This window comes from Desulfosporosinus sp. HMP52 (genome assembly GCF_000765145.1).
Lineage (GTDB): Bacteria > Bacillota > Desulfitobacteriia > Desulfitobacteriales > Desulfitobacteriaceae > Desulfosporosinus.
The window spans coordinates 17,857-34,738 of the sequence record NZ_JMGA01000034.1 but is presented as its reverse complement, the minus strand read 5'-3'; the positions used below and the strand labels follow the sequence as shown (position 1 = coordinate 34,738).

Genomic DNA, 16,882 nt, shown 5'->3' with positions numbered 1-16,882 from the left:
ATCTTTATAGAATCTCTTCGCTTTAATCCCTTGATTACTCTTAATAAGGGTGATAAACTGAAAATATAATTGTTGTAACAATATTTTATAGATACAAATATTGTTGCAACAATGTTAATAGAGGAGGAATTAACATTTTCGAAGAGAATTTAGGATTTATTATCGGCAAAACTAACTCAAAAATGAAGAATAACCTTGCTAGAGCATTTAAACCCTATAATGTTACACACGAGCAATGGCCATTACTAAAATGGTTGTGGGTAGAGGATGGCATTTCCCAAAGGGAATTAGCCGAGCGAAGTTATAAGGATCAACCTACGATTACCAGGATTCTAGATAAACTGGAGCAACGCGGGTTGATTCGTCGCCAAGCTGATTCTGGGGACAGACGAGTTTCTTTAATTTACCTGACAAAAGAAGGCCAAGAAATTGAGGCCTCTCTCAAACCTCTGGCTCGTAAAGCCTTGGAACACGCCTTACGTGGACTATCAGAAGAGGAAAGGTCTCAACTTACCAATTTAATGAACAGAATTAGTGCTAATATCGATTAGGGGGATAACCATGATTGACAATATCAAGAATTCGCCGAATTATCGTTGGTATGTCTTGGCGACAGTCGCTGTAGGAACCTTTATGGCAACCTTAGACGGAAGCATCGTAAATGTAGCCTTACCCACAATTTCTCATCAACTGAACTCCAATCTTTCTACCTTACAATGGGTGGTTACCGCCTACCTTTTAACCATTACCAGCTTACTGCCGGTCTTCGGGCGTCTTGCCGATTTAATGGGACGCAAAAAGGTCTTCGGCTATGGCTTTTTAGTTTTTATTCTTGGATCCGCCCTCTGTGGATTGGCTCAAAACATCTGGTTTTTAGTAGCTACTCGAGTGGTGCAAGCCCTAGGCGCCGCAATGCTTATGTCAAACAGCCCAGCTATTATCACCGCAATTTTTCCCCCAAAGGAGCGAGGAAAGGCCTTAGGTCTGACGGGAACAGTTGTAGCTCTGGGTTCTCTGACAGGACCTGCTTTAGGCGGTATACTCATTAAATTAGCGGGCTGGCGGTCCATTTTTTACATAAATGTCCCGATAGGACTTCTTGGTTTCGCTGCTGTACTCCTAGTTCTTCCTAAAGATGTACCTAATAAAGAAAAAGAACCCTTTGATTATCTTGGTGCATTATCCTTTACCATTGGAATGATCTTTCTGCTTCTCGGAATCACCAATGGAGAAGATTGGGGTTGGTCAAGTCTACCGGTACTCATGAGTATTATCATTGGAATCATACTACTTATCTTATTCATTCTAACTGAGCGCAAAGTGACCCATCCTATGATCAATTTATCTCTATTTCGCAATCGCCCCTTTTTGATCGGTAACCTGGCAGGTGGTTTATCCTTTATCGCTATGTTTGCTAACAATATGATTTTGCCTTTTTACCTACAAGGTGTTTTAAACTACGATCCGGCTCAAGCAGGTATGCTCTTAATGATTTTTCCCATTACAATGGCCATCGCAGCTCCAATAAGTGGTAATGCCTCAGATAAATTCGGACCTGTATTCCTGACCACAACGGGTTTGACTATCACTGGTGTGGGCCTGCTCTATTTCTCTACCCTTTCAGCATCAGCTAGTTTTTACCATATAATCCCAGGCGCTATACTTACCGGTTTAGGAGCGGGAATGTTCCAATCTCCCAACAATAGCAGCGTTATGAGTTCAGTTCCTCCTCAAAAGCTTGGGGTTGCCGGAGGAATTAACAGTTTAGTTCGCAATTTAGGTATGGTCATTGGCATTGCTTGGTCTGTATCCTTATTTGATGCCCTAGGCGGTGTCGCTGCACCAAATCCTTCTCAAATAGACGCTTTCATGTCTGCTTACCATTATGTTATGTTAGTAGCTATGGCTATTGCCCTTACAGCTGCTGTAATATCCTTTAATCGCAAGAGTTACGCTAAAGCCCAGTAAATAGTCGGGAGGTCGCAACGAACAATCCAGTTCACTGCGACCTCCCTTTGTTATTCCGCCACTCTTTGATTAATAATTAAAAAGGAAAGTATATTAAAACAAATACCTTCTTGCTAGTTAATAAAATTAAATAATTAGTCCGGCAACTTGGAAAGAGCTTTTTTGTTGCAAACAATTACTAAAACATCTTTTTCTTCCACCAGTGCACTGGCCCCTGGAGCAATCACAATTTCCTCTTTACTTTTTTTGATGGCCATCACATTAATCTTATAGACAGCTCTTAAGTTTAATTTTCCGAGAGTTTGATTCACAAATTTTGAGGGGGCAATTATTTCAAAGATGCTGTAATCTAAGGATAACTCTATAAAATCCATGACATTTGTTCGAATAAGATTGTTAGCCAAGCGAATCCCCATATCTTGTTCCGGATAAACAATTTTATCTGCCCCAATTTTCTCTAATACCTTGCCGTGTTGTGCTGACTGAGCCTTAGCTACAACATAGGGTATCCCCATTTCCTTCAGCATTAGAGTTATTAGAATATTTGCCTCCAGGTCATCGCCAATTGCAACAATCGCGACATCTAAATTCCGCACCCCTAATCCTCTAAGGGTATCCTCCTCTCGAGCATCGGCCTGAACTGCTTGGGTCACATCCTGCATGACAGACTGAACGGCCTGTTCGTTCTTATCTAGCGCAAGAACCTCATGCCCCAAAGCAGTAAGAGTTTTAGCAACACTGGTTCCGAATCTACCTAAGCCAATAACTACAAATTGTTTGCGCAAATTTTTCTCCTCCTACCCAATCAAAATCCGTTCGTCTGGGTACTTAACATGACCGGCCTGTTGGTTCTTTTTCTGAGAAAGTACAAATGCCAAGGTCAAGGGCCCAACCCGGCCTATAAACATGGTTAAAATAATCGCCACTTTGCCGACAGAGGAAAGAGTGGGGGTAATACCCAAGGATAGACCCACAGTTCCAAAGGCAGAGGTCACCTCAAAAAGGACGGTTAGCAAATCTGAGTTCTCGGTATAGGATAGAATTGATAAGATTAAGAAAACCAGAATTACTGCTGTAGTCGTAATCGCCCAAGCCTTTTGGATCACATCCCTGGGCAAAGTCCGCCCCTCTAAAACTACATGCTGATCACTGCGATAGGTGCTTAATACCGATAAAACAATGGAAATAAAAGTTGTAGTTTTAATTCCTCCCCCTGTACCCCCCGGAGAAGCTCCGATAAACATGAGTACAATCACAGAAAGCAAGGTTGTGTCATGCATACCTGCCAGATTGATGGTGTTAAAGCCCGCTGTCCGAGGGGAAACGGATTGAAAGAAAGCTGCCAGCACCTTTGTCTCTAAAGGGAGAGGCCCTAAAGTCAGAGGATTTGAGTATTCCATGATAAATATAAACACAGCCCCTAATAAGATCAGCACCCCAGAAACCTGAAGAACGATTTTTGTATGAAGTCTAAACCTTTTCCGGTTTTCCAGTATTTCCGCCATAACAATAAAACCTAAGCCCCCGAAAATTATCAAAAGCATAATGGTAATATTAACGATGGGGTCGCCAACAAAAGCCGTCAAACTAGAAAAATCACCAAAAAGATCAAAACCCGCGTTATTAAAGGCAGAAATCGAATGGAATACACCATAATAAAGGGCTTTACTCCAGCCATAATCCGAATGCCACCGTAAGGTTAGAATAACTGCGCCAATCGCCTCAATTGCAAAGGAAATCTGCAAGACAGACTTTGTTAAGCGTACGATCCCTTCGACGGAAAACTGGTTTAGGGCCTCCTGTAATAACAAGCGTTCCTTAAGCGTAATTCTTTTTCCCAAAATCATGGCAAACAAAGTTGCAAAGGTCATAAAACCCAGGCCACCCACTTGAATCAGGAAAAGGATGATCCATTGCCCAAAAATCGAAAATGTTGTGCCTGTATCCACAACAACTAACCCTGTAACACAAACTGCCGAAGTCGCTGTAAACACTGCATTAAAGAAAGGTAAGCCCAATCCATCCTGAGTTGCTTGAGGCAAAGTCAGTAATAAGGCCCCAAAGAGAACTAAAAGAGCAAATCCAAAAACTAAAACTCGTGATGGTGACATAAATTTTCCCAATGCGTCCAATTCCTATTCCCTCCAAGTGAGTCTGTATTACAACAAACGATATCCTACCCCTGATTCAGTGATAATATGCTGTGGACGAGATGGATCACGTTCCAACTTTCTCCTAATCTGGCCAATATAAACCCGCAAATACTGTACTTCCTTTTCATAGGAGGGTCCCCATACTGTACGCAGTAGATAGCTGTGGGTTAATACCTTTCCGGCATTAATCGCCAAATTCTTAACAATTTCATATTCTGTCAAGGTAAGCTTGATCTCTTGATCATCTCTGGTGACCCGGCGATGTAAAAAATCGATGGACAGGTCAGCAAAATGCAAAACTGGCTGTTCCTCTACTCCTTTGCTATGACGCATTGCCGCTCGAATTCGAGCCAGCAATTCACCCATGCCAAAGGGTTTCGTCACATAATCATCCGCCCCAACATCCAGAGCCGTAATCTTATCATTCTCTTGTTCATTCACCGATAGAATGATAATAGGTACTTTTGTCCATTCTCGCAGTATACGCACTACCTCTATCCCATCAAGATCAGGCAACCCTAAATCTAGAACTACTAAGTCCGGGCTGAAAATAGCAACTTCCTCAAGACCTTCTTTACCCGTCTTGGCATCTTTCACTACATAACCATGGCTCGTTAAGGCCACCCTCAAAAATTTCCTTATTTGAGTTTCGTCATCAACAATCAAAATCCGCTGACCTTTGTTTTCCATCTTACTCCCCTTCATCCATCTCGGGTACAATACCCAAAAATTGATCGGTTAATGGCAAAGTAAAGGTAATTGTCACCCCGCCGAGTTTATTGTTTTCCGCCCAAATGTCTCCCCCATGTGCTTCGATAAATCCTTTACAAATAGCCAGTCCAAGCCCAGTTCCACTTACTTGCAGCGGCGAACTGAGCCGATAGAACTTATCAAAAACCTTGCTTAAATCTGTCTCAGGAATGCTTTGCCCCCGGTTAGAGACCACAATTTCCAGATGGTTTTCTTGTTGCCGGATCGATACCTTAATTTTACTTGCTGCTTCAGAGTACTTAAGGGCATTATCCAGCAGGTTGACCAACACCTGCTCGATCAAGATTCCATCTGCCTGAACTAAGGGCAGATTTTCTTGGATATTAATGTCCAGAGGTCGTCGAGTTAAGGTGTCTCCCAGTCTCATAATTGCCACTCCGACAATATCTTGAAGATCACACCAATCTTTCTTTAAGCGCAGCATCCCACTTTCTAACCGCGCCATATCTAACAAGTTACTAATAAAACGATTCATTCGTTCAGCTCCATGAAGAATGGTTTTTAGCAATTCTTTGCGAACCTCGGGGCTATAGACAAGATTTTGATCTTCTAACAACCCAGTGACTCCTCCGATAATAGAAGCAAGAGGTGTGCGCAAATCATGAGAAAGGGAATTAAAAAGTGCCGTGCGTAAACGTTCAGATTCGATTAAAGAAAGAGATTCTCTGGCTTGCTCCGCCAATTTAACTCGATTAATGGCCATAGCAGCTAATCCTGTAAAGGCTTCTAATAAGCGAAATCTTTCGGGATCTAAATTCGCCTTTCGGTCATTGCTGTATATTCCCAGAACTCCTTGCATTCCCTGTTCTGTGCGTAGTGGCAGGTATAAGGCCTTAGCAGTTCCCAAAGTTTCTGTTCCATTGCCCGCTTTTAGTCCCCTTTCATAGACCCAAGTAGCAACTGAAAGTTCCTGCCGATCTAAGAAATTATCGGATCCGGAATTTTTTCTTAAGGTAAGTTGTGCCTGATCATTGGGCAAAAGTAACATTACTTGTCCCTCTAGGGTTTTCGATACATTACTGACGATACTGTCTAATACGGCATCTAGGTCGTCGACAGCTGCTATATCCCGGCTTAGAGAATAAAGTGCGGAAATGCTGTTCTGCCTTTGCCGGGAATAGTTCACTTGCTTTTTTAGGCGGTCTGATAGAGTTCCCGTAATCACACCTACCCACAGAAAAATAGCAAAGCTGATGAGATAGCGCAGATCTGCCACCGTAAACTTAAAAATTGGAGGGACAAAGAAAAGGTCAAAGGCGATCGTTCCCATTAACGCCGTTGCAACGGCTGGCAGAGTCCCCCAGCGAGCAGCACTGATTAGAATAGGAAGTACGTAAGATAAAGAAATATTAACCAGCCCCAAAAAAGGACTAAGTGCCATAAAAAATAAGGTCATGACAGTAATCATTAGGCTTGAGGCCAAATAAGGAATGATCTGTGGAAAAACCCTCTGCTGGATCTTAGCTCCAGTATCTTCATCTTTCTTCAATCTATGAATTTGCGACAGGCCTACCTCCTGCTTATTCCCAGGAATAACATGGATACTAATTCCTTGACTTTGGCGAATTACCTTGTCCACGACGGATCCATGCAGGATCTCCCAGAAACGGGTGTGCTCGGGCTTGCCAATAATTATCTGGGATACATTGCGTTTTTCGGCTGCTTCTAAAATCGCCTCAGCAACACTGTTCCCGGTTAGCCCAATAATTTCCGCACCTAATTCCTCCGCTAAACGGAGATTTTTAGCCATAGAATCTTTTTCTGCCTCACTACTTGGCAAGCGACGCAGAGTTTCCACATGGACGGCCAATAACTCCCCTTGTACCTTCTCTGTCATTCTTTTGGCTATCCGAATTAACTGAGCTGAAAAGGGACTGGCACTTATGCAGACCAAAATCTTCTCCCCCGTCGGCCAGGGTACGGCGATCCCATGAACTCTCCGATAAGATTCCAGTTGACGATCTACGCGTTGCGCAGTATAGCGGAGAGCTAACTCTCTCAAAGCGCTGATATTGCCCATCCGAAAGAAGTTTTTAAAGTCCTCTGTTTCTTGATCGGGAACATGCACCTTACCATCTTTTAACCTTTGAATTAACTCTTCGGGAGGGATATCGATCAACTGAATTTGAGAGGCTAGTTCTAACATCTGGTCCGGGACTGTCTCTCCTACAGTTACCCCAGTAATTTGGGCTACGATATCATTCAAGGTTTCTAAGTCCTGAATATTCATTGTGGTATATACATTGATGCCCTCTGACAATAACTCTTTGACATCCATATAACGTTTTCTATGCCGGGATCCCTCTGCGTTCGTATGAGCCAGTTCATCAATTAAGACAATTTGTGGATGCCTTGTCAAGACAGCATCCAAATCCATTTCTTGAGAAATCTTACCCCTATAGTTCAGATATCTTGTGGGAATGACCGTTAATTTCTGAACCATTGCCTCAGTATCTGTTCTATTGTGAGTATCAACGAAACCCACAACGACATCTATACCTTCGGACAACCTTCCTATAGCCGCTTCTAACATGGCATAAGTTTTTCCAACCCCGTAAGCTGCTCCTAAGAATATTGTAAGTTTTCCCTTTGACATCCTTATCACCCTCATTATTTACGGTCTACATCATTATTGTCCGACAAACTTAAACAAACATACTAAATGCAGTCTTAATTATAGTGCTTTTGTACATATAAATGATGTAAAAATTTAAGTTAAGAGCATAAATAAAAAATAAAGATCGTATCCTATTAAATATTATCCAAAAATACTGTGGACAGCAATTCGGACTTTATAAAAACTAAAAACATAACCTCTAATAATTGTAATTGGATTAGATTAAAACAGGGCGGTAAAGAGCTTGAAAAACAAGCTTTTTACCGCCCTCTATCTTTATATAACACAGGCTATATTTTAATACTTTATTCTCTCTCAGGTCATTAAGCCCATTTCCATTCCTCGCTCATGATCGCTTCTATAACACAGTCAGCCAATCTTAAGACTCCCACCTCTAATACTCTCTTGCCTGCCTCGATCTAACTTAATAATCTGATCACCTAGGATTTCTGCTTCCTGAGGATCATGGGTGACTAAGATAAATGGAATCTGCCATTGGGCCTGAAGCTTGAGCAACTCCTGTTGAAGTGTACCACGGGTTTCTTGATCAAGTGCTGAAAGTGGCTCATCCAGCAATAACAGTTCAGGCTCAGTCATTAAGGCGCGAGCCAAGGCAACCCTTTGTTTTTCTCCCCCGGAAATCTGGTTAGGATAGCGATGCCGGAGATGTTCAATCTTTAGCATCTCTAATACCTTAGAAACAGTTAAAACTTTGTTAGAGATATTATCTTTTTTAGGGATACCATACATCACATTCTTTTCTACCGTCATGTGGGGAAAGAGAGCATAGTCCTGAAAAACATACCCTATGCGTCGATTTCTAATAGGAACATTTATGCCCTGCTCAGAAGAATAGACCGCCTTTTCACGGATCTTAATCTCACCCTGGGAAGGGGTTTGGAGACCAGCTATACACTGAAGGATTGTCGTCTTGCCGGCACCGGAGGGACCAACAAGAGCTAGAATTCCACTATTTAAGGAGATATTTGCTTCAAGATCAAAGGTTGGTAACTTTTTTTTGAAATGAGCTTTAAGCATTATCCCCACCTCCTCTTGAATCATGCTGTGACTTCTTACCCCAGCGATTAAGTCCATAAATAACCATAAAACTAAATACAGTCATAATGATCACCAATATACTGGCTTGCCCAGTGTCCCCTGATTCATTGGCAAAATATATAGCTAATGGCATTGTTTGAGTCTTACCCGGGATATTCCCAGCAATCATCAATGTTGCTCCAAATTCCCCCAGAGATCTGGCGAAGGCTAAAACCAAGCCTGCCACAATTCCATTCCAAGCCAAAGGCAGAGTTATGGTGATAAATATTCTCAATTCTTTAGCCCCTAATGTACGGGCAGCCTTTTCGAGGTTCGGGTCTACATTCTCCATTGCTACCTTCACAGATTGATACATTAAAGGCAAAGCGACAACGGCAGCCGCAACAACTGCTCCTGCCAAGGTAAAGACTATTCTGGTATGAAACCATTGTTCTAACAGCTTTCCTAAAGGACCATTCTTGCCAAAAACAAAAAGCAGCATAAAACCAATAACCGAGGGCGGTAATACCAAAGGTAAGGTAATAATTGACTCGACGACATCCTTGCCCAGAAACTCCCTCTTGGCCATCAAACCAGCTAGTGGTATGGAGATACAAGTTACAATAATAACGGCTGCGAAGGCAACTTTTAGGGATAAGATAATTGGAATAAAGCTAAAATCCATAAGGCTCACCGCACTTTGTTCAGTTTTTAGGGTTCCTACTTAATATGTAGGGGTGGTTTTTTCAGGAATACGATAAGCCTCCTTTGGCGTAAAGCCCTTTAATCAGTACAGGGCATTACAGGATGGGCTTAAATCCAAATTGAGTAAAGATTTTCTGCGCATCTGAACTCTGTAAGTACTTTAAAAAGTCTTCTGCGGCTTGTTGATTTTTAGTAGCTGAGATAATCGCCGCAGGGTAGACAATAGGCTTGTGGCTGCTCTCAGGAAGAGCCATAAGGACTTTCACCTTATCTGAGCCCTGAGCATCGGATTGGTATACTAAGCCCGCGTCCACGTTGTCTGTTTCTATATAATTTAAGACTTGGGTTACATCCTTAGCCAAGACAAACTTAGACGTTAATTGATCCCAAAGATTGAGGCTCTTCAAAGCTTCTTGAGCATATTTTCCGGCAGGCACAGATTCAGGAGTGCCGATACTAATTTTCCCTACTTCCCCTTTAGCCAGATCTTCTAGAGAGGTTACTTCGTTGTTTTGCTTTCCTGTAACAAGAACTAAGTCATTCCCCAGTAAATCAATTCTGCTTTCTTTAACCAGCAAATTTTTTTGCCCCAAAGCATCCATTTGAGATTTTCCAGCAGAAATAAAAAGATCAGCCGGTGCACCCTGCTCTATTTGTTGTTGGAGAGTTCCCGAACTTCCAAAGTTAAAGGTAATCTTCACTTCGGGTTTTTTCTGAACATAGTCCTTTTGCAGTTCAGTTAGCGAATTTTGCAGACTTGACGCAGCCGATACCATGATTTCTATAGGTTTACCCTGGCTTGTTTTTTCTGGCGATTGGGCAGCATTATTCGCATTACAACCTACAGTAGCTAAGATGAACAATAAACCAAAACTTAATCCTAAGAGCCATGATACTTTTTTCACTTTATCCCCCTCCTCAAACACTTCTATTTACATCACTTCATTCATGTTAGGTTTTGTTAGCTAATGCTAGTCAACGACAACTTCTATAACCATTCATAAGCAAACAAAAACTAACAAGACTGAATTACACTGACATTATACTATGTGTTATAATACATTAGCAAGTACATTCAGCAAAGTATACAGTACATTTGCATACTTCAAGAGACAGGAGCTTAGCTATGTCCACTGATATTTCCTATACACCCGAAGAAATTGCCAAGATCTTAAAGATTTCGAAATTTACAGTATATGAGCTGATCAAAAGAGGTGAGCTTACTGCTTATCGCATTGGTCGTAAAGTCCGTGTAGAGGGTGCTGATCTTGAGGCTTATAAGCAAAAATCTAAGGGCCCAAGCACATCTAACCCTCCTCTAGACCCCTCAGCTATCAACGAGCAATTAGTTCATCGCCATCGTTTTACCAGTGACGAAAGCTTAGTTATCTGCGGCCAAGATATCGTTTTAGACATTTTGACCCGGTATTTAGAGAAGCAATTTCCCCAGGTTCACTTCTTACGCCGCTATATCGGTAGTATTGATGGGCTGATGGCCTTATACCGCGGGTTGGCCAACGTTGTCACTGCCCATTTATGGGATAGCGATACTAACGAATACAACACCCCGTATGTACGAAGACTAATGCCTGGTCACCAAACCTGTGTCATTAACTTAGTCTATCGAATGGAAGGATTCTATGTTGCTAAGGGAAATCCAAAAAACATAACCACTTGGGCAGACTTAGTCAAACCTGAAGTTCGTTATGTAAACAGAGAAAGAGGTTCAGGGGCAAGAGTATTGTTAGATGAACAACTGAGGATCTCGGGAATTATGCGCCAAGACATTCTTGGCTACGGAGAAGAAGAATTAACTCACCTGGCAGTAGCTAGCAAAGTTGCCCGTGGAGAAGCAGACGTAGGCTTAGGGATTGAAAAAGTTGCCATGCAATTTGCAAATCTTGATTTTATCCCCCTTCATAAAGAACGCTACGATTTAGTAATGCGCTTAGAAGATGTAGAACGTCCACATTTCCAGGCATTAATCGGCATCTTAAGATCCTCCGCATTTCGCAATGAAGTACAGGGAATTGGAGGGTATGACATATCTCGAATGGGAGAGATCATAGCAGAAGTCTAGTTGAATATTTTGCGATGTCTCTCTTCAATCCCTTTTCCGAACGGGGAAGTCTTGCTCCATGTTCACTGATTTCTAAATAACTATCATTTCCTATGTGACTATTCAAAGCCCTCATCCACCATAAGGCCATTCTTGTGCCCCGTATCTCTATGGCAATTGTTGCAGCCTACACTATTCTTAATATGTTTGGCATGCCCTTTAGGCATGGGAGGTGCCTCTAATTCCGGCTTAAAATCACCTAAATGACAAGTAATACAATTTGACTCATAAACAATAGCTTTCATCGGAAATGAGTAGTCACCCCTAATATGTATTCCAATATCTCTAACACCTCGAGTAGCAAAATCAAGCCTATGAAAAATCCCTCGATTTTCATGGCAGGCCCTGCAGTCCACCATGCTGTGCGGAGACTTTTTCCACGACACTGCATAGGGCTCCACTTCATGACATCTTAGACATGCTGATGGATTAGCAAAGAAGGAATAGCTAACTCTATAAACGATATATAATATTATTACTACTACAAGTCCACTAAGCGTTAAGCCCTTATTGATAGATTTCATAGCCGATAATCACCCTTCTTCGTTAACAAGTTATGAATTAGGATTCTCATTTCTCACGCAAGCATTCCTAATCATTAATAATTTTTGATAGTTTGATCATTGACTTGAAATCACGAAATAATCTACTCTATATAGCAAAAAACCTTACCCCGGATTTGATTAATAGGGCTTGGTCAAAATTTGACCAAGCCCTATTTCCATAGAACAATCGCTACCGGATATAGGCTTATCTCATGGTATAACTCATTTATAGGCGAATATCATTAACTAGCAAAGGGTTATAAAGGAGGTTTTCTCATGAGCAACGACTATACCACACGTGCTTTATATGAGCACCGTTTTTGGTTACAGGTTCTTGGCGATCATTCTCGTTTCATCTATAAAGCCTCAAGTCCCTCAGAAAAGGAGGAAATCAGCCGGGCGCTTTACTTTATTCAGGAATTTGATAATTTACTCACTCAAACCAGGCAGGATTTAAATAGGGAGGAACTAAGTAGTATCAATCAACTTATTTGGCAGCGAGTTCAACAATTAAAAGAGTTTAAATTGCATTTAATTCAAAGACATCTCGCAGGTCAAATCGGATTATCTCTCCCTCCTTCATTTATAAGCCATATGGTCAATGAACTAGAAGAGTATCTATTAGTGTTAGGCTTTCTGCTCAAGGGGGAAGATGTCCCGTTACTCCATCCTACTCACTATCATTTGTTATGGCTGCTTGATGCCATCGGACATGCTGATTCAATAGCAACCTCCCTCGACGCTGTCGAAAAATCCTTACGCATGCAAGGTCAGCAATTTACTAGAGATTTTGAGTCATCTTATCAGAAAGCTATTGAAATGGTTGGCCTTGCAAGATCATTAAAGATTTTTCCAGAGTTAGCTGAGTTCAACCATGAGGCAGCAAGCCAGATCCAACAGTTTAATCAATTTTTGATACAGCTCCAAGAAATGCTCCTTAATAATACTGCATTAGGTATCATTGACCCTTTAATACCAGATCACATGCTGCGAGAGGAATGCTACTATTTAATAAAGCTTTCCTGTGTTTCCGATGTTAAGAGCCCTCCCTGCGACCCGGGAAAGCCGAGAATCTCTGAAAAGCTTTGACAACCATAAGCGATAAAATTACAGACAAGGAGTAGTAATCGAGTTCTTTAGCAACTCTTTTACTACTCCTTAATATACCCTATATATTATTCAACCTTGAAACTCGATACTATCTTCATAAGATTATCAGAACTCTGCTTTGATAAATCCGCCTGTAACAGCTCATTTTATGGGGCTATATTGTCTCGAGCTCCTTCATAGCCGGACCTTCCACGATCTTCCCATCAATCGTAAATCTTGACCCATGGCAAGGGCAATCCCAAGAGTGTTCAGCGTCATTCCACTGTACTTCGCACCCCATATGTGTGCATGTTGAATCTACAATATGCAACTGGTTTTCTGAATCCTTATATACTCCTGCTCTATGCCCTTTGACATCAGCAACTATAGCCTCCCCAGGATTGACTGTGAGCTCATCTTGAACCGGTTTGAGTTTACCGGATACAAAGTTTATCCCCACATCTGTATTCTGAACAACAAACTCAACCGCAGAAGAGGAATTAAAACGAGAGGGATGATAGACTTCTTGCCATGGCGATTCCCCTTTGACAATTAAATCTCGCAGGATTAGACCTGATACTGTGCTATGAGTCATCCCCCATTTTCTAAATCCACTTGCAATATAGAGATTTGGCCGATCAGATGTCATCTGACCTATGTACGGAATATCATCCAGCGTAGTACAATCCTGAGTTGACCAACGATATGGGAAATCCTCCACTGTGAAGAGCTCTTCAGCAAAATCCATCAGATTTAGATAATGCTGAACTAAATTCTCACCGTGGCCAGTCTTATGTTTTTCTCCGACAATCAGAACTCTTTCTCCATCTTCCGTGGGCAGCGATCGAAGTGATCGAGTAGGAGTTTCAGCATTTATGTACATTCCGCCGGGGAATGGCTCCTTAACCTTTGCCACCACCGCATAAGCTCTTTCCGTATACAATCTTGAGAAGTAGAGTCCAGGAAAGTTATGACAAGGGTAGTGGGATGACATAATAACATGACTGGCTGTAATTTTCTTTCCTTTAAGGGTTATCACATCATAAGGGCCTTCTCCCTGAAGATCCACAACCCTAGATTGTTCAAAAATCAGACCCCCTTTGTCTTCAAGCATTTTAGCAAGGGCCAATAAATACTTTCGAGGATGAAATTGCGCTTGATTATCAAACCGCAACGCACCTTTAATTGGGATTGGTATCTCTAATTCACTTTGATCGGCTGCTCTAATGCCTAATTCCTCCGCCACAGTCAGCTCATCGTGAAGTTTTTGGATATACTCATTTGCTTGAGTATATATATAAGCAGACTGCCAACTAAAATCACAATCAATCTTTTTCTCTTCTATTAACTTGGCGACAAATTTTATTGCAGTTTCGTTAGCATTTGCGTATTGCTTTGCTCTTTCAGAACCCATCTGATCTTTTAATTGCTTATAGATCAACCCGTGCTGCGAGGTAAGTTTCGCAGTGGTATGAGCCGTCGTACCCAAGAGTATACGATCCGCTTCTAAAACGGCAACCTTCATTCCTTCTTCTACAAGTAAGTAAGCTGCTGTAATACCGACCATTCCCCCGCCAATAATAGCGACATCCACTTTTAGATCTTCATTTAAGGTCGGATAATCTGTCTTGGGAGTAGAGGCAATCCAAAAGGACTTTGGGGGATTCTGCAAGGTGTAGTTAGCTTTACTTTGTTGATTCATTTTACGTATTCAACCCCTTGATAGCATTTCCCTTAATGTACCCGACTTTAATTATTATATAAGCATGTCTAGAAGGTTTATCTATTAATAGAAGCAGAGCTTTGAAAACACGAGAAAGGACAGGTTTCAATAGCTCAAGAAACCTGTCCCTCAATTCTCAATATTTCTGCTTAGTCTTAAACTTCACATAAAAGGTTGTTCCCGAATTCCCCGTTTCAATATCTATTTGAGCATTATGCCGAGCAGAGATGCTGTAACAAGTAGCCAACCCTAAACCCGTTCCGCTCTCTTTAGTAGTGAAAAACGGGGTTCCAAGCTTCTCAATGTCCTGAGCCTTGATTCCACACCCTTCATCCTGTACTGCCAGAACAACCCTATCACCATCCATGAAAGTTTGCAGTGTTAATGTGCCATTGCGTCTCATGGCCTCCATCCCATTCCTGACAAGGTTCAAAATAAGCTGGCGAATTTCCTTCTCATCCAAAGATAAGACTTCTATGTCCTCTAATTCTGTTTTAATATTCTTGTCACTAACCATGGCATCTGCCTGTAACAAGGGAAATAAGTTTTCTATAAGCGTGTTCAGGTTTAAAGGCCGGAGATCGACTGTCTTGTTCTTGGCTAAACTTAGAAATTCTGAAATAATTGAATTAGCTCTATCAAGCTCCTCAATCATTAACTTGATATAACTCTTGGACTTTGCAAATTCATCTTTCCCCTCCATGAGCTGAAGAAAACCGCGAATTGTCGTAAGAGGGTTTCTCACCTCATGACCTATTCCAGCCGCCATTTGCCCCACAAGGTTTAGACGATCGAGACGGGCCATTTCTTTTTCGAACATTCTCCGCTCCATAATATTATGGTAATAAATAGATAGTCCTTCTTCGGAGGGATAAACATGAGCTTCATAAGGTGTCTCAGAATATAGTCCTTTAATTTCAAAATGTATAGCTTCTTTCTTTGATTTCGCTTTCCTAAATAAAGGATAATACTCTAAAAGTGCTTCAGGGAAGAGATCCCAAATATTGTTTCCAATTAGCTCATCCCGGCCCTTCAACCAGTATTTTTCCGCCTCTTCATTGACAAAAATAAACTTCCAATGGTGGTCTAGGGTAAAGAACACATCCGTTATGCTTTCCAGGATATTATTAAGCCTTAGACTGGTCTTCCTAAGTTCCTCGGCTATTTTGTTGCGTTTAAATATTTCTTCCTTTAACTTCTGGTTCGTACGGAACAGTTCACCCGTTCTCTCCAAGACTAATTTTTCAAGAGTTCTATAACGGTCTATTCTCTCTTTCTCCAGCTGCTTCCGCTCAGAAATGTCCCTAACAGACCATACTAAAATCTCCTGCTCATCTATGCTGGCAACTCCCACTTGAATCTCTACGGGGAAAACCTTTCCGGTTTTATGTTTAGCCATGGAATTTAGCACCTTACTACTTTGACAAAGAACAAAGTTATTAATGGAATTATGAAACGAAAAGTTGTTATCCGGCAAAAGAACTTCAACAGTTTCCCCCAGCAAATCCCCATGTTCATACCCAAACATAGTTTTAATTGCTGGATTAGTGTTAATGATTCTGCCCATAGTATCCATGGTGATCACTGTATCTGTTGAGGTTTCTCCGATTACCCGAGCCAGAGCTTCTGCTCTGCGCAAATCCGTAGTCGTGCGTTCCAGGCTGTTATTAATAATTTCTAGTTCAAGGGCATGCTGCTTTAGCAAATCATTCTGATGCTTTATCTTTTTCTTATGTATGTGTATCTTAATAAACCCTTCTATCTTGAATTTCAGCATTTCAGGATTGAATGGTTTGAACAAATAATCAATAGCCCCTAAGGAGTACCCTTTAGTAATATTTTCTGTAGACTGATAGATTGCTGTAATGAAAATTATAGGAGTCTCCTCATTCTTTTTCCGCGCCCTGATGAGCTTAGCAGTTTCAAATCCATCCATACCCGGCATCTGAACATCTAGTAGAATTACGGCAAAATCATCTTTCAGTAAGCATTTTAAAGCTTCTTCTCCAGACATAGCCAATACCAGATGATAATCAGGTGATTCAAGTACAGCTTCCAAGGCCAGCAAATTATCTCGGCGGTCATCTACAATTAAGATCTTCATACTTTTTAACATCCTCGGTACCCTAAGATACTTTGTCTTTCTCTCTTAAT

General features: G+C 41.4%; 14 protein-coding genes. 4 read left to right on the top strand and 10 right to left on the bottom strand.

The features are described 5' to 3' along the window. The first annotated feature begins 182 nt into the window (after nt 1-182). Complete coding sequence (locus DP73_RS13975) at nt 183-551, top strand: MarR family transcriptional regulator (protein WP_242865764.1); 369 nt, start codon at nt 183-185, stop codon at nt 549-551. 10 nt (nt 552-561) lie between these two features. Beyond that, on the top strand, nt 562-1,968 hold the full coding sequence (locus DP73_RS13970) for an MFS transporter (RefSeq protein WP_034600306.1): 1,407 nt from the start codon (nt 562-564) through the stop codon (nt 1,966-1,968). Nucleotides 1,969-2,102: 134 nt separating this feature from the next. On the opposite strand, the gene DP73_RS13965 is transcribed toward DP73_RS13970, so the two are convergent. The 7 genes from DP73_RS13965 to modA form a co-directional block, all read right to left on the bottom strand. Then, nucleotides 2,103-2,753: a TrkA family potassium uptake protein gene (locus tag DP73_RS13965; RefSeq protein WP_034600305.1), complete on the bottom strand. Its 651-nt coding sequence runs from the start codon at nt 2,751-2,753 to the stop codon at nt 2,103-2,105. 12 nt (nt 2,754-2,765) lie between these two features. After that, nucleotides 2,766-4,100: a TrkH family potassium uptake protein gene (locus tag DP73_RS13960; RefSeq protein ID WP_205623396.1), complete on the bottom strand. Its 1,335-nt coding sequence runs from the start codon at nt 4,098-4,100 to the stop codon at nt 2,766-2,768. Nucleotides 4,101-4,127: 27 nt separating this feature from the next. Further along, on the bottom strand, nt 4,128-4,811 hold the full coding sequence (locus DP73_RS13955) for a response regulator (RefSeq protein WP_034600304.1): 684 nt from the start codon (nt 4,809-4,811) through the stop codon (nt 4,128-4,130). A gap of 1 nt (nt 4,812) precedes the next feature. Beyond that, entirely contained in the window at nt 4,813-7,488 is a 2,676-nt protein-coding gene (locus DP73_RS13950) for a sensor histidine kinase KdpD (protein ID WP_034600303.1), read from the bottom strand. A gap of 390 nt (nt 7,489-7,878) precedes the next feature. Next, on the bottom strand, nt 7,879-8,547 hold the full coding sequence (locus DP73_RS13945; protein ID WP_034600300.1) for an ATP-binding cassette domain-containing protein: 669 nt from the start codon (nt 8,545-8,547) through the stop codon (nt 7,879-7,881). Then, entirely contained in the window at nt 8,540-9,232 is a 693-nt protein-coding gene (modB, locus tag DP73_RS13940) for a molybdate ABC transporter permease subunit (RefSeq protein WP_034600299.1), read from the bottom strand. Before modB ends, DP73_RS13945 begins: the two co-directional genes overlap by 8 nt. A 115-nt stretch (nt 9,233-9,347) precedes the next feature. Further along, nucleotides 9,348-10,157, bottom strand: a complete 810-nt coding sequence (gene modA, locus DP73_RS13935; protein ID WP_034600298.1) for a molybdate ABC transporter substrate-binding protein — start codon at nt 10,155-10,157, stop codon at nt 9,348-9,350. A gap of 221 nt (nt 10,158-10,378) precedes the next feature. On the opposite strand from modA, the gene DP73_RS13930 reads away from it, so the two are divergent. Continuing rightward, complete coding sequence (locus tag DP73_RS13930; RefSeq protein ID WP_034600297.1) at nt 10,379-11,332, top strand: helix-turn-helix transcriptional regulator; 954 nt, start codon at nt 10,379-10,381, stop codon at nt 11,330-11,332. 98 nt (nt 11,333-11,430) lie between these two features. Here DP73_RS13930 and DP73_RS13925 read toward each other — a convergent pair whose 3' ends face one another. Continuing rightward, on the bottom strand, nt 11,431-11,895 hold the full coding sequence (locus DP73_RS13925; RefSeq protein WP_034600296.1) for a NapC/NirT family cytochrome c: 465 nt from the start codon (nt 11,893-11,895) through the stop codon (nt 11,431-11,433). A 297-nt stretch (nt 11,896-12,192) separates the two neighbouring features. Here DP73_RS13925 and DP73_RS13920 point away from each other — a divergent pair, with 297 nt between their 5' ends. Continuing rightward, the gene (locus tag DP73_RS13920; RefSeq protein WP_034600295.1) at nt 12,193-13,005 is read left to right on the top strand and encodes a DUF2935 domain-containing protein; all 813 of its coding nucleotides are present in this window, start codon (nt 12,193-12,195) and stop codon (nt 13,003-13,005) included. A gap of 175 nt (nt 13,006-13,180) precedes the next feature. Here DP73_RS13920 and DP73_RS13915 read toward each other — a convergent pair whose 3' ends face one another. Both DP73_RS13915 and DP73_RS13910 read right to left on the bottom strand, forming a co-directional pair. After that, entirely contained in the window at nt 13,181-14,707 is a 1,527-nt protein-coding gene (locus DP73_RS13915) for an FAD-dependent oxidoreductase (protein WP_034600294.1), read from the bottom strand. 157 nt (nt 14,708-14,864) lie between these two features. Then, the gene (locus tag DP73_RS13910) at nt 14,865-16,832 is read right to left on the bottom strand and encodes a response regulator (protein ID WP_034600293.1); all 1,968 of its coding nucleotides are present in this window, start codon (nt 16,830-16,832) and stop codon (nt 14,865-14,867) included. Between the last annotated feature and the right edge of the window lie 50 nt (nt 16,833-16,882).